Source organism: Parahoeflea alexandrii, from assembly GCF_024105735.1.
Lineage (GTDB): Bacteria > Pseudomonadota > Alphaproteobacteria > Rhizobiales > Rhizobiaceae > Hoeflea > Hoeflea alexandrii.
Map to the genome: position 1 here is coordinate 548,794 of NZ_JAAAML010000003.1, position 17,004 is coordinate 565,797.

The window sequence follows — 17,004 nt, forward strand, 5'->3', positions numbered from 1 at the left end:
TTCAGCCGCCCGGCATCAGCGCGGCGATGGCTGCGACAAACATCAGGATGCCGAAGCCCCAGTCGAGATGACGCCGGTGCCAGCCCGAGCTCAGATACAGGCAGCCGGACCATCCGGCGACGGCCCAGAGGCCAAGGCCGGAAGCGGTCAGCAGCGTCAGCCCGGCAAAGGCTGAGGCCAGCGTCACCGAGCCGCTGAGCGCCGACCCCGCGAGGAAAAAGGCGACGGCCCAGCTCTCGGGGCTCTGCAGATTTTGCACGGGCAGTGTAGGGCGCACAGGGGCGGCCTCCTGCTCTAACGGAGTGCCCGGATCGGCCATGTAGCGGGTCAAGCCTGACAGCGCCAGCAGGAGCGACGCCAGCACCATCGCCGTGCCGCTCATCCATTGCGGCATGAGGTGCAGGACACCAAGCGCCAGCGCGAACAGCGACAGCCAGCCGCAGATGCTGGAAATCATGCCGTCGATCACCGGTTTGAAGGTTCGCTCGGCGCCAGCCGTCAGCATCGCGTTGTTCTGGGGCGCAAACCCCAAAACCGCGACCGCGACAACTCCGCAGGCTATCACCGCGTCAGACATGTCACAAATCTACAACGCAATCGTGATTGTTCCAAGTCACCACGGCTACGGGGAGCCGGGGAGGGCACGATGACCGGATCACAGGCAGCATGCGCGCGCAACGGACCGTGAGAACGCCGGTGCCCCTTGCGAAGAGCCGGGCATGCGGCTATCTAGGCGCCAACTCCGGGCGGGACCTCGTCCAGCCCGGACTTTTGCACCCGAAATTCTTGCGTGGGCCTCTATGGCCCAGCTCTCGCAACCACAACCAGATGACAGGACAGACACCAATGGCGATTGAACGCACTTTCTCGATGATCAAGCCCGATGCCACCAAGCGCAACCTGACCGGCGCGATCACCAAGGTTTTCGAAGACAACGGCCTGCGCGTCGTCGCTTCCAAGCGCGTCTGGATGAGCAAGCGCGAAGCCGAAGGCTTCTACGCCGTGCACAAGGAACGCCCCTTTTTCGGCGAACTGGTTGAAGGCATGACCTCCGGCCCGACCGTCGTCCAGGTTCTCGAAGGCGAGAACGCCATCCTCAAGAACCGCGAGATCATGGGCGCCACCAACCCGGCAAACGCCGACGAGGGCACCATCCGCAAGACCTTCGCGCTGTCGATCGGCGAAAACTCGGTGCACGGCTCGGATGCGCCGGAAACCGCAGCCGAGGAAATCGCCTACTGGTTCTCCGGCACCGAAATCGTCGGCTGAATCAGTTTATCGGCCGGCAGGCCGAAACCATTGAACTGAATCGAAAAACCGGGTTCGCGAGAGCCCGGTTTTTTGTTGTGGCCAGCTCCCGGCCGCTGGCTGCGGATCAGGGATCTGCCGGCAGTTGCCAGTCGATCGGCGTCATGCCGTTCTTCTCAAGGAAAGCGTTTGCCTTTGAAAAGTGCCGGCAGCCGAGAAACCCGTTATGCGCCGACAGCGGCGAGGGGTGGGCAGCCTTGAGCACCAGGTGCCGGCCCGTGTCGACAAACTCGGCCTTTCTCTGCGCATAGGCGCCCCAGAGCAGAAACACCACCGGATGCGGAAGCGCGTTGACCTTTGCGATCACTGCATCGGTAAATCGCTCCCAGCCGCGGCCGCGGTGTGAAGCGGCAAGACCGCGCTCGACCGTGAGCACGCTGTTGAGCAGAAGCACGCCCTGCCGAGCCCAGCTTTCGAGATGTCCGTGGCTCGCTTTCGGGATGCCGAGATCGCTCTCGAGTTCCTTGTAGATGTTCTTGAGCGAGGGCGGCACCCGCACGTCCGGCTGCACCGAGAAACACAGCCCGTGCGCCTGGCCCTCGCCGTGATAGGGATCCTGTCCGAGAATGACCACCTCGACCCGGTCGAGCGGAGTGAGGTCGAGGGCCGCGAAATACTCCGACGTCTGCGGAAAAATCTGCTTGCCGGCATCGAGCTCAGTGTCGAGGAAAGCTGCAAGTTCGTCCATGTACGGATCAGAAAGCTCCGCCGCCAGAGCCGTGTCCCAACCGCCCGTAAGCGTGAAATTCGCAGGCATCAGCTCTTCTGCCAGCGCAACTTGGCCTTGTCGTCGGCGTCCTTGGCCGAGACCCATTCGCCTGAACCGCCGTCTTTGAGATGTTCCTTCTTCCAGAACGGCGCGTCGGTCTTGAGGAAGTCCATCAGAAACGAGGCGCCATCAAAGGCCGCCTGCCGGTGCGGCGCACTTGCCACCACCAGCACGATGTTGCCGCCGGGCGGGATCGCCCCGTAGCGGTGAATGGCGGTGATTCCGCTGAGGTTGAAGCGGGCCACAGCCTCGTCGGCGATCGCCCGTATGGCGCGCTCGGCCATGCCCGGATAGTGCTCAAGCTCCAGCGCGGACAGCCGTCCGCCTTCGTCGCGGCACAGCCCGGTGAAGCTTACGACCGCGCCGATGTCGGCACGGTCGCCGGTGAGCGCCTCGATCTCCTCGGAAATGTCGAAATCCCCGGTCTGGATACGCACGGATACCGGCGCCACCGGATCTCCGGAGATCTTGCCGCCCGCCGCCATTTCAGCCTCCGGTCATCGGCGGAAACAGCGCGATTTCCTTCGCGTCGCCGATCACCTCGTCATGCTCGGCATGTTCCTCGTTGATGGCGGCGCGGATGACCCGGGGCACCTCGAAGGCTGCCGCATATTCCTCGCCCAGCGTCGCCAGGTGCGCGATCAGGTCGCCCACGGTCTTGACGTCCGCCGGCAGGTCGATCTCTTCCGAACCCTTGCCGATGCGTTCGCGCACCCAGGCGAAATAGACAATCCGCACGCTCATTCGTCCACCACATGTCTCAGCCCGGCGCGGAAATAGTCATAGCCGGTGTAAATCGTGATGATCGCCGCAACCCACAGCAGCACGATGCCGGTTTCGGTGGTGTAGGGCAGCACCTTGTCGCCGGCCGGACCTGCCAGCAGGAAGCCGAGCGCCACCATCTGCAGGGTGGTTTTCCATTTGGCAATCCAGGTGACCGGCACCGAGACCTTGAGTGCTGCGAGATATTCGCGCAGTCCCGAAACCAGGATCTCGCGGCACAGGATAATGATCGCCGCCCAGATCGACCAGCCGGCGATGGTGCCGTCGGCGGCGACCAGAAGCAGGATCGCGGAGACCAGCAGCTTGTCGGCGATCGGATCGAGCATGCGCCCGATGTTCGAGGTCTGGTCCCAGATCCGGGCGAGATAGCCGTCGAAGAAGTCGGTAATCGACGCGATGGTGAAAATCGCCAGCGCGCTCCAGCGGGCAAAATCGGATCCGTGCAGCCGGCCCTCGATGAAGAAGCACAGCACGATCAGCGGGACGGCGAGAATCCGTCCATAGGTGAGTATATTCGGTATGTTAAGCGCGCGCGACGCCATGGAGCACCCCGTCCGTATCAGGATTTTGCGCAAGATGCGCGTGGCGGGGCGGAAAGGTCAACCGCCTTGGCCACGATTAGCGCCTGAATGCCGCAGTTTGATGTCTCATCGCACACCAATTCAGCGGTTTTCCTCGTGGAAATGATTGTAGACCAGCTCGGCCACCGCGCGTGAAATCCCCTCGACAGCGACGAGGTCGTCGATTCCCGCGCGCGAGACCGCCTTGGCGGTGCCGAAATGGTGCAGCAGCGCCCGCTTGCGCGTCGGCCCGATACCGGCAATCTCGTCAAGCGGATTGGTCACCATGTCCTTCTTCCGTCGCGCCCGGTGCGAACCGATGGCGAACCGGTGGGCCTCGTCCCTGAGGCGCTGGATGAAATAGAGCACCGGGTCGCGCGGCGGCAGCGTGAAGTCCGGCTTGCCTTCGACAAAGAACCGTTCGCGGCCGGCTTCCCGGTCCATGCCCTTGGCGACGCCGATGGCGGTGATCTTGTCTGCGATGCCAAGTTCCTCGAGGATCGTCCGCACCGCGCTCATCTGTCCCTTGCCGCCATCGATCAGCACCAGGTCGGGCCAGGCCGGCATGCCCGGTTGGCTCACCGCGTCCGGATCTTCCGCGCTGTCGGGCAGGCTTGGGCCTGCATCGCCATGCTCCTTGAGCAGCCGCGAGAACCGGCGCTGCATGACTTCGCGCATCATGCCGAAATCGTCACCGGGGGTGATGTCGGTCGATTTGATGTTGAACTTTCGGTACTGGTTTTTGACGAAGCCTTCCGGCCCGGCAACGATCATGCCGCCCACCGCATTGGTGCCCATGATGTGCGAGTTGTCGTAGACCTCGATGCGACGCGGCGGATGGGCCAGGTTGAAGGTCTCCGCAAGCCCCTGCAGAAGCCGCGCCTGCGAAGCCGTTTCGGCCAGGTTGCGGCCGTGCGCTTCGCGCGCATTGTTCAGCACCTGCTCGACCAGTTCGCGCTTTTCGCCGCGCTGCGGCACGCTGATCGAGGTTTTGCGGTCCATCCGCACGCTCAGTGCCTCCTCGAGCAGCCTCCGGTCCTCGAACTCGTCGGAGATCAGGATCATCCGCGGCGTCGGCTTGTCGTCGTAGAACTGGCCGATGAAGGCGCCGAGGATCTCGCCCGGCGCCAGCGACGGGTCGGCCTTGGGGAAATAGGCGCGGTTGCCCCAGTTCTGCCCGGTGCGGAAGAAGAACACCTGGATGCAGGCCATGCCGGCATCGTGATGGATGGCGAAGACGTCGGCTTCTTCCACAGTCTGCGGGTTGATGCCCTGGTGGCTCTGCACGTGGCTGAGCGCCGACAGGCGGTCGCGATAGACGGCCGCCCGTTCGAAATCGAGATCTTCCGATGCCGACTGCATCGCCGTGGCCAGTTGCGCTTTCACCGCCTGGCTGCGGCCTGAAAGGAAATCCTTGGCCTCATCCACCAGCCGGGCATAGCCTTCGGCATCGATCTCGCCGGTGCAGGGCCCGGAGCAGCGCTTGATCTGGTAGAGCAGACACGGCCGGGTGCGGCTTTCATAGACGCTGTCGGTGCAGGTTCTCAAAAGAAAGGCGCGCTGCAGCGCGTTGATCGTCCGCCCGACCGCGCCGGCCGAGGCGAAGGGGCCGAAATAGGATCCCTTTCGCGACCGCGCACCGCGATGCTTGAAGATCGCCGGCGCCTCGTGGTCGCCGGTCACCAGGATATAGGGAAACGACTTGTCGTCGCGCATCAGAACGTTGAAGCGTGGCTTCAGCCGCTTGATCAGGTTGGCCTCGAGCAGCAGCGCTTCCGTCTCGGTGCGGGTGGTGACGAACTCCATGTTGGCCGTCTGCGCGATCATCCTTGTGATGCGGTTCGAATGGCCGCGGCCCTGCGCGTAGTTGGTCACCCGCTTCTTCAGGCTGCGTGCCTTGCCGACATAGAGCACGTCGCCGGCCTCGTTCATCATCCGGTAGACGCCGGGCTGGTTGGGCAGGTGCCTGACGAAGGCCTGGATGACTTCCGCGCCTTTCAAGCCCGGCGTGGCGACCGGGCTTTCGTTCCACTCGATGCCGGCGACGGAAGCCGCATCCGCGGGCAGGGAAGCATCGACAGCATCCTGTTCGTCCTCGTCTGCATCGGTTTCCTCATAGATCATGCCGCCATCGGCTGGTGCCGTGGCTTTGGATGGCTTGGGAGAGGTCGGATTCGGCGTGCGAGTCATCAGGCGATCTTATCAACTTCCTGCGCTTGTGGGGCAAGGGAGTGCGGCTGTCAGATCATGACATCTGGCGTCAGCAGCGCAGGTTATCAAGCGCGCTATTCCCCTACGCCTGTCACATCCGGGGTCTCCCACGCCAGATGCTGGCCGCCATCAAGCGCGATCATCTGGCCGGTGACTGACCGGGCTGCGTGCAGGTAGCGGATGGTCGCGCCAAATTCCGCCAGTTCCGGCCCGCGCTGAAGCGGCACGGCGGCCTCCTGTCTTGCGAAATCGCTGTCTTTCTGCCGCTCGTTGGCGAGCGTCGGTCCGGGACCGATGGCGTTGACCCGGATGCGTGGCGCCAGTGCCTGCGCCATGGTCTGAGTTGCCGTCCACAGCGCTGATTTCGACAGGGTGTAGGAAAAGAAGCGCGGCGTCAGCTTCCAGACACGCTGGTCTATGATGTTGACGATTAGCCCTTCGCCGTCCCTCGGCAGGTTCTCCGCCATGGTATGGGCAAGCACCGCCGGCGCCTTGACGTGGACGGCGAAATGCCTGTCGAACAGACCCTCATCAAAAGCGCGTACATCGTCTGCCTCGAACACCGAGGCATTGTTGACGATGACGTCCGGTACACCCATGCGTTCGCTCACCTGGCCGTGCAGCGCGCGCACGGCCTTCATGTCGGTGAGATCAGCAAGGAACACCTCCGCCGAACCGCCCGCATCGCGGATCGTGCTCGCGACAGCCTCGGCTTCCTCGCCGCTGCTGTTGGCGTGAACCGCGATGCCGTAGCCGTGTGTAGCGAGATCCAGCGCGATTGCCTTACCGATGCGGCGCGCTGCGCCGGTCACAAGAACTGTGCCGTTCGAAGATGTCATGATGTGTCCCGGTTCATGCTGGCGTGGCTGAAAGCCAGGCTTTCAGGTTCAGAATACCGAGATGATATAGGCCGCGAAAACGACAAGCATAGCCGCGCCGCCGAGCTTTTTGATCGGTATGTTCCAGTGCGCCAGCCCCACCACCAGGAGGCTGACTGCCAGCATCACCCACATGTCGATCGAGACAATGCGCGGATCGACATCAAGCGGCAGGATGACGGCGGTGCCGCCGAGGATCAGGCCGATGTTGAAGATGTTCGAGCCAACCACGTTGCCGATGGCCACCGCGCCGGACCTGCGCCATGCCGCCATGACCGAGGTCACCAGTTCGGGCAGCGAGGTGCCGATGGCAACGATGGTAAGCCCGATGGCCGTCTCCGTTGCTCCGAACATGCGCGCGATATCGGACGCGCCGTGCACCGTGAGCCAGGCTCCGATCGGCAACCCTATCAGGCCGCCAACGATGAAAACATTGGTGCGCCAGGTTTCCTGCGGAAGGCCTGCGACCTCGTCGTGATAATCGGGAACGCTGGCGCCGTTCTTCCGGGCCTCCCGGATCTGCCAGCCGAGATAGGCCGCGATCAGCGCCAGCAGGATCGCGCCATCGAGCCGGCTCAGCGGCCCGAACCACATCATCGCCATCAGCGCGACAGACATGACGATCATCACCGCCAGCGATGTCCCCAGCCCGTTTTCGCGGCAATTGATGGTCATCAGCAGGGCTGGCGCGCCAAGCACGAGCAGCACGTTGGCAATGTTCGATCCGACCACGTTGCCGATGGCGATTCCCGAGACGCCGTCGAATGCCGCCTGCAGCGAGACAAACAGCTCTGGCGCGGAGGTTCCGAAGGCCACGATCGTCAATCCGATGATCAGGGGGTCGATTGAAAGCTTCTCGGCGAGGCCGACTGCGCCACGTACGAGATAGTCACCGGCAAACACGAGGACGATCAGTCCCGCGATCAGGGTCAAAATGCTTAACATATTAAGGAATCAACGCTCGCGGTTTGAATGGGCCCACACCCCATATAGGCGGCGCGCCCGCATGCGCAATGGCGCGGGTGTCCGCCGTCAACCGAAAATGTTGCCGCAATGCAACAGTGAGCGCTGCCCTTTTTCCGCCGCTGTGTTTCCACATTCCTGCTTCTCGTCCGCCGCATTCGATCTCCATCTTCAACCTCGTCGACGGCATGCATCCCAGTGCCGCCGGTGCTCAAGGTCCGCTGTTTCGTGTCGGGCCGGAATTAAACAAGGAGAATGACATGCGTATTCGTAAACTGGCACTGCTGGCCGCAGCCCTTTCCGTGCCGCTCGCTGGCCCCGTGCTGGCCGCGGACGCTATCGTCGAACAGCCACCTCAGCCGCCTGTAGCGGAAGTGGCACCTCAGGCCTACCTCTGGTCCGGCGGTTACCTCGGCGGCTACGGTGAGTACAAATGGGGCGAGTTCAGCGCTGTCCCCGCCCAGAATGCCAATGGCTTCGGCGGTGGCGTCTATGGTGGTTACAACTGGCAGTCCGACAACATCGTCTATGGTGCGGAAGCTGATCTTGGCTATTCGGGCGCCGACTTCACCTCTGGTGGCCTGACCGGCAAGCAGGGCTTCAACGGCTCGCTGCGGGCACGGATGGGTCTCGATATCAACCCGTTCATGATCTACGCAACCGGCGGTGTCGCAGCCACCAATGCAAAGCTGACCAATGCTGCTGGCTCTGACAGCAACACCCATGTCGGCTGGACCGTCGGTACGGGCGCCGAAGCGTTCCTGACTGAGAACATCACCACCCGCATCGAATACCGCTACACCGATTACCAGTCGAAGAACTACAATCTTGGCGGCACCAACGTGTCGTCCGGCTTCGACGACCATTCGGTCCGTCTCGGTATCGGCATGAAGTTCTGATCTTCAGTACATCCCAACAGGAAAGCCCGGACGCGAAAACGTCCGGGCTTTTTTGATTTCCGAAGGTGATTTCGAGCTCGCAGCCGGTCCGCCTGCTTCAACCGCGCAATTGAGCCAGTTGAGCCAGAATGCCGGTGTAATTGTCGGTTCCCTGTGCGCCGGTTACCAGGTGCTTGCGATCAAACACCATGGCCGGCACGCCGCGGATTCCCTGCTGCACCCAGAAGCTCTCCGCCTGCCGCACGTCCTGGGCATAGCGCTGGTCGTCCAGCACGGCCCTGGCTTCCGCCGCATCAAGGCCCGTCTTGCTGGCGATTTCAACCAGCACCTCGGGATCGGACAGATCGCAGCGTTCGGTGAAATAGGCCGCAAACAGCGCCTGCTTCAGTGCGTGCCCACGGTCCTGGGTATCCGCCCAGTGAATCAGCTGGTGGGCATTGAAGGTATTGTACATCCGCATGTCGTCGTCGAAGTTGAACGCGAATCCCAGACTGGTTCCCAGATCGCTCAGCCGCGCGCGGTTTTCCTGTGACTGCTCGCGCGTGGCACCGTATTTCTCCGCGATATGTTCGCCAAGGTTCTGTCCTTCGGTGGGCATATCCGGATTGAGCTCGAAAGGGTGCCAGTGAATCTCGTGTTCCGTGCCCGTGGCCTCGAGCGCCTCGGCCAGTTGCCGGTAGCCGACGATGCACCAGGGACAGACAACATCCGACACGATGTCGATGCGAAGCGGCGCGGTTTGGTCAGTCATCAGAATTCCAGTGTTTGTTCGGTGAGTTTTCTCACAGATAAGACATGAAAGTGGAATTGCCACCGCGCAGGGAGAGGGCAGCGAGAGGATTGCGACCCGACTTTGAGGTCGCGGTATCCCGCCCGGTCACCCCGGAAGCGGGCAGGCCGCTGTTCTCAGCCTCAGGGGGCAAGAGGCAGCCAGAGCGTTGCCAGCACATAGGCCGCCCAGATTCCGTTGGCGAGCAGCAGGCAAAACACCGCGAAGGAACCAAGATCCTTGGCGTGCTTGGCCATCTCGGAATAATTGGGAGACGCATGATCGGTGATTTCCTCGACCGCCGTGTTCAGCGCCTCGATCGAGACCGTCAGCAGAAACAGCAGGCTGGCGCCGACATAGCCCCAAAGCGGTGCTCCGGCGTACAGGAACACGCCGGTGATCAGCACGATGGCGAGCACCTCGTGCCGGAATGCGGTTTCGCCCCAGAGCCGCCTGACGCCACCCAGCGAGTAGCGCGCGGCAGCGAATACATGGGCAATCCCGGTTTCCTTGTCCGGCCGTGGTGTCACGCTTTTGGCAACATGTCTGCGAGTTCGGGAAAGCTCGATGCGAACTTGGCATGCCAGCGCTTGAGCTTCGGCCGGCCACGTTCCCATTGTCCGGAAAACCGCAGCGTCAGATAGCCGATCATCGCGGCGGCAGCGAAATGCCCGCCATTGGGCGCCTTGGTGATCCGAGGCAGGTTGGCCTCGAGATGGTCAAGCGCCCGTGTGGCCTTGGTCCATTGCTTGTCGATCCATTCCTGGTGGACGATTTCCTCGGGCCGGAAGCGTCGCTCGTACATGATCGCCAGCAAGCAGTCGCAGATCCCGTCACACAGGGCTTCCATCACCTCGGCATCCGTCCGCTTGGCCGCGTTGCGCGGGTAGATCCGCTTGCCGCCTGCACGATCGATGAACTGCATGATGGCCCGGCTGTCAAAAACGGCCTGTCCCTCGTCGGTGAGCAGCGTCGGGATCTTGCCGAGCGGATTGTTGCCAACCAGTTCGGCCGGCGCGGCATTGGTGTCGGTCAGCACAGCTTCGGCGTTGATGCCGGCATGTTTCGCGGCCATCCGCACCTTGGCCGAATAAGGGGATGCAGGCGAGTAGAGGATTTTCATGGTTTTCTTCTCTTCTTCTTGTGACACGACCCGCTTCGGTCAGTCCGGTTCGGGGACGGTGAGATTTTTGATTTTGCAGCCGGCCCGGTCAACCTCGGGGCATGCACGATAGTCAAGTGACGGGGTCATGCAGATGCGGATCTCTCGCAGATAGCCGCGCTCGCAACGTACGGCAATGGTGTCGCGCTTCATGCCGGGGTTGGCGGCGATGAAGGCGTCTTCGGCTTCGAGTGCGTCGATCTCGGCGGGAAGCGTCTCGAGCGCGAACGCCGCCGGTATGCTCACCCGCTCACGCGCTGCACGCAGCGTTTTGAGATAGTCGGCCTGGGAAAGCCCCGAACAGGACCCGTGCTTGCGCCACTGGTGGCCGATCAACCCCATCGTCGGCACGATGTCGAGATAGTCCCGGCCCAGGCTTGAAGGCACCCGGTCAGGTTCGCGGCTCGGGCAGAACTCCGGGTAGCCCGTTTCATATTGCGGCCAGAGACCGTGCACCACAAAGCCCAGGTCGCGGTCTTCGGCGCATTGCTGGCGGTTGGCGCGGTCACCTTCGACCAGGCAATAGGCTGGCGACCAGGACAGCGCGAGCACGTAGAAATCAAATCCCGATCCGGCAGGCGCGGTCCGGTTCGCGCCGGTTGTTTCCGCCCGCGCCGGCGGTGCGCCATCATCCGTGCAGGCCACGGCCAGCATCAGCACCGGCAAGGCAAGCAGGATCCGGATCAGGGTGGCTCCCGTCATGGCCCGGTCAGCGAACCGACCTGCACCAGGCTCCGTGAACCTTGAGCGGATCGAGCCCGGATATGCAGAACTCGAGATTGTCTCGCAAACCGGCAAAACCCTGGCCACCTTCGATCAGCCACCAGATCTGGCGTTTGTGGCCATCGTTCATATGGGCGGTGCCGTGGCAGTAGAGCCGGGGGATCGACCAGTATTCGTGCCCGTTGCTGCTGCGATTGCGATGCACCCGTTCGATACTTTCAATGGCAAGACCGCGCTGGAGCACATGGCGGTCGGTCCAGACGAACCTGTTCTGGATATAGGAAAGAACCTGAGGCGCATCGCAGGCCGGGAAGTTGCCGCCACTGAAAGCCATGGCAGGGCTGGCGAAACTTGAAAGCAGGAAACCGACTGTTGCGGCAAATGCGATTATCAGGCTTTTCATGCTCATGACCGGTCCTCCAAACAGGATGCGAGTCACGATATAAGATGCACGGCCGCCGATGAGCAAGTGCAGAGCGCAAACCAGTCCAACCATTTGGTCCGGTTTGCTGCTCTGTCCGGCAAAGACGGCCGGCGGGTCAATGACCCATCATCCCCCTGGCCATGGCCAGATGGTGCGGCTGGTGATGGCTGCCTTTCGCCATCAGCCCGAAGAAGCCGAGCGCTCTGGCTTTCTCCAGATCGTCTTCGGTTGCGCTTTTCACCAGAAGGATTGCGCCTTCGGGCGTTAACTCCGCCGACGTGCTCCACGGACCGGACTTGTCGAGCTCAGCAGCATGGGCGGGAACCATCGCCTGGATGGCCCGCAGCACTGCGCCTTCGCCCTCGACCCTGAACCGGATGGTGTTTCCCTCAACCGTTGTGGTTGCCTTGGCATTGAGCATCAGGCTGTTCATGTCGACCAGGTGCTCGCGCAGCGCGGTGATGTCGACTGTCGACCAGTCCGTGTCCGGATCCTCTTCAAGCAGGGCGACGATTTCGGCAATCGCGGCAAAAGTGGACTGCCCGCCTTCCTCGGGCCGGGGCGCGTCGCCGTGGAGTGCATGCGCCTCGTGGCTTCCTCCGGCCATGGTCGTGGCATCTGACGCGGCAATCCAGTGGTAGAGCGGAATTGCCCCGGCCAGGATGGCGAGAACCGCAATGAGAAGGGGAAGGCGTTTCATCAAGTCATCTCCTGTGTTGCGCGGAGACTACGATGACCGCCGGTTGCCGAAATATGATTTCAATCATATTCTCTCGGCCATGTTGCCATACCCGTTTGATCTTCTGCCACCTTCCGCCTCGACCCCGCGATCGGTGAAGAAAGGCATTGCCCTGTTTCACCGCGACGATCCCGCGACCGCGATGTATCAAGTCATCTCCGGGCAGGTGCATCTGCTCAGGCACACCAGGCAGGGCGACGAGGTGATCATTCACCGTGCCCATGGTGATGAAAGCTTTGCCGAGGCGGCGCTGTTTTCAGCCGGCTACCATTGCGACGCCGTGGCCGCCGCTGACAGCGAGTTGCTTCGTATCGACAAGACCGCCGTGCTTGAGCGGATGAAACAGGATCCCGACTTCGCAATGGCGATTTCCGCCCGGTTCGCCGGACAGATCCAGAATTACCGCCGCCGGCTGGAAATCATCGCCATCCGGGATGCCAAAGCCCGTGTCTTCGCCGCGGTGGCCGACGGCATGCTGACCGGAAGCATCAAGCCGGCTGCCGCACAGATCGGGCTGACCCATGAGGCCATGTACCGGGCGTTGTCATCACTGGTGCGCGCCGGCAGGCTGGTCAAGACCGGTCGCGGCAGCTACAGGCTGAAAGGCTCAGCTCTCGCCGACCAGGAGCCGCACCTCTGAACCGGCACCCGGGCCTTGCGACAGCAGGCCTGCCAGTTCAGGCAGCACCTGCCGCAGTTCGGCTTCCAGCGTGAACGGCGGATTGATGATCACCAGCCCGGTCCCGTTGAGCCCCGGCGCGGTCTGGTTGGCGCGCGTGAGCAGACGCACGGTCAACGTTCGCGGCCTTGCCAGCGCAATGAGCTTATTGTCGAAGGCGCCAAGCGCGCTGTCGGCCTTGATCGGGTGCCACAGCATGTAGGTCCCGCCCGGAAACCGCCGCGTCGCCCGCGCCAGCCCGTCAATCATCCGGTCATACTCGCCGGCTTCCTCGAACGGCGGATCGATCAGCACCAGGCCACGCTTTTCCTTGGGCGGCAGGTGGGCGCCGAGCGACAGCCAGCCGTCGAGCTCGATGACTCGTACCTGGTAGTCGCCATCAAAGACCTGCTTGAGCTGTCTGGCGTCTTCCGGATGCAGTTCGATCGCCGTCAGCCGGTCCTGCTTGCGCAGAAGCGAGCGGGTGAGTTTCGGCGATCCAGGATAGTGCAGGACACCGCCCTGAGGGTTGAGCGTAGCGACCGCCTCGAGCCATGGCGCCAGGAAGGCCTTGAGCTCGGACGACTGTTCGGCCTCGATCAATCGTCCGATCCCGTCGCGCCACTCCCCGGTCTTCTGCGCCTCGACCGAGGACAGGTCGTAAAGCCCGATGCCCGCATGGGTGTCGATGACGCGGAACGCCTGGTCCTTGCGCTTGAGATAGGTGATGATCTGGGCCAGCACCGCGTGCTTGAGCACATCGGCGAAATTGCCCGCATGATAGCTGTGACGGTAATTCATCGACTGGCGTGATGCGTCCCTGATTTGATCTGATCAACGCCCGCGCGGCGTGGCGCGGCGGTGCGAATTCTCTTATAGAGAAAGCATGAACGACGCGACCCCCATTGATTCCGCCGCCCGCGATTCCACTGCGGTCACCGCCATCGGCCATTCGGCCTGTCCGCATGATTGCCCGTCGACCTGTGCGCTGGAGGTCGATCTCTTGGCGCACAACCGCATCGGCCGGGTGCGTGGCGATGCTGCCAACAGCTACACCGCCGGTGTGATCTGCGCCAAGGTGGCCCGCTATGCCGAGCGCATCCACCACCCCGAGCGGCTGCTGAAGCCGCTGATCCGCTCCGGCGCGAAAGGCGAGGGCCAGTGGAAACAGGCAAGCTTCGAGGCCGCGCTCGATCTGATCGCCGAAAAATTCGAACAGGCGGAAGCGAAGTTCGGCTCCGAGACCGTCTGGCTCAACTACTATGCCGGCACCATGGGGCTGGTGCAGCGCGACGGGATCCATCGTCTCCGCCACGCCAAGCGCTATTCCAACCAGTTCGACAGTTTCTGCACCAACATGGCCTGGACCGGCTTTGCCATGGGGGCAGGGGCCATGCGCGGCTCCGATCCGCGCGAGATGGCCAAGTCCGACTGCGTCGTGATCTGGGGCACCAATGCGGTTTCGACCCAGGTCAATGTCATGACCCACGCCATCCGCGCCCGCAAGGAGCGCGGCGCCAAGATCGTGGTCATCGACATCTACGACACCCCGACGATGAAACAGGCCGACATCAAGGTGCTGCTCAAGCCCGGTACGGATGGCGCCTTTGCCTGCGCGGTGATGCACGTGCTGTTCCGCGAGGGGCTCGCTGACCGGGATTATCTCAACAAATTCAGTGATGACCCGGCAGGTCTTGAATCACATTTGCACGACCGGACGCCCGAATGGGCGGAAGCGATCTGCGGCGTGCCGGTGGCCGAGATCGAGGCCTTTGCGCGGATGGTCGGCACGACGAAACGAACCTTCTTCCGGCTTGGCTACGGCTTCACCCGCCAGCGCAACGGTGCGGTCAACATGCACGCGGCGCTGTCGCTCGCGGTCTGCACCGGCAGCTACCAGTATGAGGGCGGCGGCGCGTTTCATTCCAATTCGGACATCTTCCGCCTCGACAAGTCGCTGCTCGAAGGCCGCAAGCATTTTGATCCCGGCTTGCGCTGGCTCGACCAGTCCAAGATCGGCCGGGTGCTGACCGGCGATGCGGAAGCGCTGGATGGCGGCCCGCCGGTCACCGCCATGCTGGTGCAGAACACCAACCCGGCCAATGTCGCGCCCGAGCAGCGCAAGGTTATTGAGGGGCTCAGGCGCGAGGATCTGTTCCTCGCGGTCCACGAGCAGTTCATGACCGACACGGCAAAGCTTGCCGACGTGATCCTGCCCGCCACCATGTTCCTCGAACATGACGACATTTACCGCGGCGGCGGCCACCAGCACATCATGCTGGGCCCGAAACTGATCGACCCGCCCGAAGGCCCGAAACCCAATCACCATGTGATCGAGGAACTGGGCAGGCGTCTCGGCGTTGCAGACCGCGAAGGCTTTGGTCTCAGCGAGCGCGAGCACATCGACATCATGCTCGAAAAGCGGGGCCTGGGTGATTTCGACAGCTTCAGGTCCGGCAAATGGGCCGATGTGCAGTCGGATTTCGAGACTGCGCATTTTCTGAACGGCTTTGCCCATAAGGACGGCAAGTACCGCTTCCGGCCCGACTGGACCGGAACGCCGGCCGCCAACAAGCCGCCCAAACGCATGGGTCCGCAAGGCCCGGTCGAGCGGCTGCCGGAGTTCCCGGACCATGTCGAGCTGATCGAAAGCGCCGATGCCGATCATCCCTTCCGGCTGGCGACCTCGCCCTCGCGCTCGTTCCTCAATTCCACCTTTGCCGAAACGTCATCGTCAAAATCGAAGGAAAAGCGCCCGGAACTGCTGATCCACCCGGAAGATGCCGCAAGTCTCGGGATTGCCGATGGCGACAGGGTGCGTCTCGGCAATGTCCGCGGTGACCTCACTATGCCCGCAAGGCTCGACTCCGGCCAGCGCCGCGGCGTGGTCATCCATGAAGGGCTCTGGCCGAATTCGGCTTTCGAGAACGGCGAGGGCATCAACACCCTTACCGGCGCTGATTCCTGCGCCCCCTATGGCGGCGCCGCGTTCCACGACACGCGGGTGTGGGTCAATAAGGCCTGACGGTTCCGCTGCGCATTCATTGTTCGGCATTTGTGAACGAAGTTGCGCTGAAGCGTGGGCTTTAATGTCCGGTGCTCCGTTGCGATATTGGAACAAGATCAACGAAACAAAGTCGAGTTCCGACCATGCCTTCCTCATTCGACATGACCCGCCGTGCAGCCCTGAATTTTCTTGCCGCCGCGCCGGTTCTGGCCAACGCGTCAACGGCAAGCGCTGCACCGGTGGCGCCTTCCTTTGCGGTCACCACACCGATCCACATCCACTCCGTGTCGCTGCGGGTGCGCGACCTGGAAAAGATGACCTATTTCTACAATGCGATCATCGGCCTCGATGTCCTCGGTGCCGAGCCGGACCGGACCGCGCTGGGCAAGGATGGAAGAACGCTTGTCACCCTCATCCGCCATGTGGATGACGATGTCGACGATGTATCGACCGCCGGCCTCTACCATACGGCATTCCTGATGCCGACGCGCGAGGATCTGGGGCGCTGGCTGATCATGGCCTACATGAACGGCATCCCGTTTACAGGTTTTTCCGACCATCGCGTCTCCGAAGCGCTCTATCTCAACGATCCGGAAGGCAACGGCATCGAGGTCTATGCCGACCGCCCGCATCAGGGCTGGCAATGGGTCGACAACCGGGTTGTCATGGGGAACCAGCAACTCGATCTCGACAATCTGGTCGCTGGCCTGCCCGATGATTCGGACTTGCCTTACAGCGCGCCCAGCGGCTTTCGCATCGGACATATCCATATGCGGGTTGGCGACACGCGGCTGGCGCAGGACTTCTATGTCAAGGCCACCGGCCTTGATCTGACCGCGCTGATACCCAACGAAAGCGCCGCCTTCTTCTCCAACGGCCGCTATCATCACCACGTTGGCGCCAATATCTGGCACAGCCGCAATGCCGGCCAGCGCCCGCAGAACATGTCGGGTCTCGAAGACGCCGCCTTTTCCATCGAGCCTGCGCTGATGGACGGCTTGCGCCGGCGGCTGAGAGCCCACGGCACCGACATCAAGGAAACCGGAAGCACGCTCGAAGCGCTCGACCCCTGGGGCACCAGGATCCGCTTCATCAGCGGCTGAGCGCTCTGGAAAAACCGGGCGTCCGGTGCAGAATGCGGCCTTGAGATT

The 17,004-nt window shown here is 62.6% G+C and carries 20 protein-coding genes; 5 read left to right on the forward strand and 15 right to left on the reverse strand.

Annotated features, from left to right (window positions below):
* Position 1 precedes the first annotated feature (1 nt).
* Positions 2 to 577, reverse strand: a complete 576-nt coding sequence (locus tag GTW23_RS17525; protein WP_252916726.1) for a hypothetical protein — start codon at positions 575 to 577, stop codon at positions 2 to 4.
* Between the two features lie 269 nt (positions 578 to 846).
* Between GTW23_RS17525 and ndk the strand changes: the two genes are divergently transcribed.
* Complete coding sequence (gene ndk, locus GTW23_RS17530; protein WP_152009264.1) at positions 847 to 1,269, forward strand: nucleoside-diphosphate kinase; 423 nt, start codon at positions 847 to 849, stop codon at positions 1,267 to 1,269.
* A gap of 106 nt (positions 1,270 to 1,375) precedes the next feature.
* On the opposite strand, the gene ung is transcribed toward ndk, so the two are convergent.
* The 7 genes from ung to GTW23_RS17565 all read right to left on the reverse strand — a co-directional run bounded on the left by ung (position 1,376) and on the right by GTW23_RS17565 (position 7,454).
* A complete protein-coding gene (gene ung / locus GTW23_RS17535) occupies positions 1,376 to 2,065 on the reverse strand; it encodes a uracil-DNA glycosylase (protein WP_252916727.1) in 690 nt (229 codons plus the stop codon).
* Positions 2,065 to 2,562 carry a molybdenum cofactor biosynthesis protein MoaE gene (locus tag GTW23_RS17540; RefSeq protein WP_252916728.1) on the reverse strand — a complete coding sequence of 166 codons (498 nt, stop codon included), beginning with the start codon at positions 2,560 to 2,562 and terminating at the stop codon, positions 2,065 to 2,067. Before GTW23_RS17540 ends, ung begins: the two co-directional genes overlap by 1 nt.
* A gap of 1 nt (position 2,563) precedes the next feature.
* The gene (gene moaD / locus GTW23_RS17545) at positions 2,564 to 2,821 is read right to left on the reverse strand and encodes a molybdopterin converting factor subunit 1 (RefSeq protein ID WP_252916729.1); all 258 of its coding nucleotides are present in this window, start codon (positions 2,819 to 2,821) and stop codon (positions 2,564 to 2,566) included.
* Positions 2,818 to 3,402, reverse strand: coding sequence for a CDP-diacylglycerol--glycerol-3-phosphate 3-phosphatidyltransferase (pgsA, locus tag GTW23_RS17550; protein WP_152009259.1), 585 nt, complete (start codon positions 3,400 to 3,402; stop codon positions 2,818 to 2,820). Before pgsA ends, moaD begins: the two co-directional genes overlap by 4 nt.
* Before the next feature lie 120 nt (positions 3,403 to 3,522).
* On the reverse strand, positions 3,523 to 5,610 hold the full coding sequence (gene uvrC / locus GTW23_RS17555; RefSeq protein ID WP_252916730.1) for an excinuclease ABC subunit UvrC: 2,088 nt from the start codon (positions 5,608 to 5,610) through the stop codon (positions 3,523 to 3,525).
* 95 nt (positions 5,611 to 5,705) lie between these two features.
* On the reverse strand, positions 5,706 to 6,470 hold the full coding sequence (locus GTW23_RS17560; protein ID WP_252916731.1) for an SDR family oxidoreductase: 765 nt from the start codon (positions 6,468 to 6,470) through the stop codon (positions 5,706 to 5,708).
* Between the two features lie 48 nt (positions 6,471 to 6,518).
* Positions 6,519 to 7,454: a calcium/sodium antiporter gene (locus tag GTW23_RS17565; protein WP_252916732.1), complete on the reverse strand. Its 936-nt coding sequence runs from the start codon at positions 7,452 to 7,454 to the stop codon at positions 6,519 to 6,521.
* Between the two features lie 278 nt (positions 7,455 to 7,732).
* On the opposite strand from GTW23_RS17565, the gene GTW23_RS17570 reads away from it, so the two are divergent.
* Positions 7,733 to 8,371, forward strand: a complete 639-nt coding sequence (locus GTW23_RS17570) for an outer membrane protein (RefSeq protein WP_152009255.1) — start codon at positions 7,733 to 7,735, stop codon at positions 8,369 to 8,371.
* 97 nt (positions 8,372 to 8,468) lie between these two features.
* Here GTW23_RS17570 and GTW23_RS17575 read toward each other — a convergent pair whose 3' ends face one another.
* The 6 genes from GTW23_RS17575 to GTW23_RS17600 form a co-directional block, all read right to left on the reverse strand.
* Positions 8,469 to 9,122, reverse strand: coding sequence for a DsbA family oxidoreductase (locus GTW23_RS17575; RefSeq protein ID WP_252916733.1), 654 nt, complete (start codon positions 9,120 to 9,122; stop codon positions 8,469 to 8,471).
* 161 nt (positions 9,123 to 9,283) lie between these two features.
* Entirely contained in the window at positions 9,284 to 9,670 is a 387-nt protein-coding gene (locus tag GTW23_RS17580) for a diacylglycerol kinase (protein ID WP_152009253.1), read from the reverse strand.
* Entirely contained in the window at positions 9,667 to 10,263 is a 597-nt protein-coding gene (locus GTW23_RS17585; protein ID WP_252916734.1) for a glutathione S-transferase, read from the reverse strand. Before GTW23_RS17585 ends, GTW23_RS17580 begins: the two co-directional genes overlap by 4 nt.
* A gap of 39 nt (positions 10,264 to 10,302) precedes the next feature.
* A complete protein-coding gene (locus GTW23_RS17590; protein WP_252916735.1) occupies positions 10,303 to 11,004 on the reverse strand; it encodes a ribonuclease T2 family protein in 702 nt (233 codons plus the stop codon).
* Between the two features lie 7 nt (positions 11,005 to 11,011).
* A complete protein-coding gene (locus GTW23_RS17595; protein WP_152009251.1) occupies positions 11,012 to 11,434 on the reverse strand; it encodes a hypothetical protein in 423 nt (140 codons plus the stop codon).
* A gap of 130 nt (positions 11,435 to 11,564) precedes the next feature.
* Complete coding sequence (locus GTW23_RS17600; protein ID WP_252916736.1) at positions 11,565 to 12,149, reverse strand: hypothetical protein; 585 nt, start codon at positions 12,147 to 12,149, stop codon at positions 11,565 to 11,567.
* Here GTW23_RS17600 and GTW23_RS17605 point away from each other — a divergent pair.
* A complete protein-coding gene (locus tag GTW23_RS17605; protein ID WP_252916737.1) occupies positions 12,127 to 12,828 on the forward strand; it encodes a Crp/Fnr family transcriptional regulator in 702 nt (233 codons plus the stop codon). The genes GTW23_RS17600 and GTW23_RS17605 overlap by 23 nt on opposite strands.
* Here the strand turns inward: GTW23_RS17605 and GTW23_RS17610 are convergent.
* A complete protein-coding gene (locus GTW23_RS17610; protein ID WP_252916738.1) occupies positions 12,796 to 13,647 on the reverse strand; it encodes a 23S rRNA (adenine(2030)-N(6))-methyltransferase RlmJ in 852 nt (283 codons plus the stop codon). The genes GTW23_RS17605 and GTW23_RS17610 overlap by 33 nt on opposite strands.
* A gap of 85 nt (positions 13,648 to 13,732) precedes the next feature.
* Here GTW23_RS17610 and GTW23_RS17615 point away from each other — a divergent pair, with 85 nt between their 5' ends.
* Positions 13,733 to 15,871 carry a molybdopterin-containing oxidoreductase family protein gene (locus tag GTW23_RS17615; RefSeq protein WP_252916739.1) on the forward strand — a complete coding sequence of 713 codons (2,139 nt, stop codon included), beginning with the start codon at positions 13,733 to 13,735 and terminating at the stop codon, positions 15,869 to 15,871.
* A 125-nt stretch (positions 15,872 to 15,996) separates the two neighbouring features.
* Positions 15,997 to 16,956 (forward strand): VOC family protein, encoded by a 960-nt coding sequence (locus tag GTW23_RS17620; protein WP_252916740.1) that lies wholly within the window; start codon positions 15,997 to 15,999, stop codon positions 16,954 to 16,956.
* Positions 16,957 to 17,004 lie beyond the last annotated feature (48 nt).

What these genes read in the sequence shown, in the direction of transcription:
- ung (WP_252916727.1), bottom strand. Translation starts at nt 2,065, where the DNA reads ATGCCTGCGAATTTCACGCTTACGGGCGGTTGGGACACGGCTCTGGCG.
- GTW23_RS17570 (WP_152009255.1), top strand. Translation starts at nt 7,733, where the DNA reads ATGCGTATTCGTAAACTGGCACTGCTGGCCGCAGCCCTTTCCGTGCCG.
- GTW23_RS17560 (WP_252916731.1), bottom strand. Translation starts at nt 6,470, where the DNA reads ATGACATCTTCGAACGGCACAGTTCTTGTGACCGGCGCAGCGCGCCGC.
- uvrC (WP_252916730.1), bottom strand. Translation starts at nt 5,610, where the DNA reads ATGACTCGCACGCCGAATCCGACCTCTCCCAAGCCATCCAAAGCCACG.
- pgsA (WP_152009259.1), bottom strand. Translation starts at nt 3,402, where the DNA reads ATGGCGTCGCGCGCGCTTAACATACCGAATATACTCACCTATGGACGG.
- GTW23_RS17525 (WP_252916726.1), bottom strand. Translation starts at nt 577, where the DNA reads ATGTCTGACGCGGTGATAGCCTGCGGAGTTGTCGCGGTCGCGGTTTTG.
- GTW23_RS17605 (WP_252916737.1), top strand. Translation starts at nt 12,127, where the DNA reads ATGAGAAGGGGAAGGCGTTTCATCAAGTCATCTCCTGTGTTGCGCGGA.
- GTW23_RS17610 (WP_252916738.1), bottom strand. Translation starts at nt 13,647, where the DNA reads ATGAATTACCGTCACAGCTATCATGCGGGCAATTTCGCCGATGTGCTC.
- GTW23_RS17595 (WP_152009251.1), bottom strand. Translation starts at nt 11,434, where the DNA reads ATGAGCATGAAAAGCCTGATAATCGCATTTGCCGCAACAGTCGGTTTC.
- GTW23_RS17620 (WP_252916740.1), top strand. Translation starts at nt 15,997, where the DNA reads ATGCCTTCCTCATTCGACATGACCCGCCGTGCAGCCCTGAATTTTCTT.
- GTW23_RS17540 (WP_252916728.1), bottom strand. Translation starts at nt 2,562, where the DNA reads ATGGCGGCGGGCGGCAAGATCTCCGGAGATCCGGTGGCGCCGGTATCC.
- GTW23_RS17565 (WP_252916732.1), bottom strand. Translation starts at nt 7,454, where the DNA reads ATGTTAAGCATTTTGACCCTGATCGCGGGACTGATCGTCCTCGTGTTT.
- GTW23_RS17585 (WP_252916734.1), bottom strand. Translation starts at nt 10,263, where the DNA reads ATGAAAATCCTCTACTCGCCTGCATCCCCTTATTCGGCCAAGGTGCGG.
- ndk (WP_152009264.1), top strand. Translation starts at nt 847, where the DNA reads ATGGCGATTGAACGCACTTTCTCGATGATCAAGCCCGATGCCACCAAG.
- GTW23_RS17600 (WP_252916736.1), bottom strand. Translation starts at nt 12,149, where the DNA reads ATGAAACGCCTTCCCCTTCTCATTGCGGTTCTCGCCATCCTGGCCGGG.
- GTW23_RS17615 (WP_252916739.1), top strand. Translation starts at nt 13,733, where the DNA reads ATGAACGACGCGACCCCCATTGATTCCGCCGCCCGCGATTCCACTGCG.
- GTW23_RS17590 (WP_252916735.1), bottom strand. Translation starts at nt 11,004, where the DNA reads ATGACGGGAGCCACCCTGATCCGGATCCTGCTTGCCTTGCCGGTGCTG.
- GTW23_RS17575 (WP_252916733.1), bottom strand. Translation starts at nt 9,122, where the DNA reads ATGACTGACCAAACCGCGCCGCTTCGCATCGACATCGTGTCGGATGTT.
- moaD (WP_252916729.1), bottom strand. Translation starts at nt 2,821, where the DNA reads ATGAGCGTGCGGATTGTCTATTTCGCCTGGGTGCGCGAACGCATCGGC.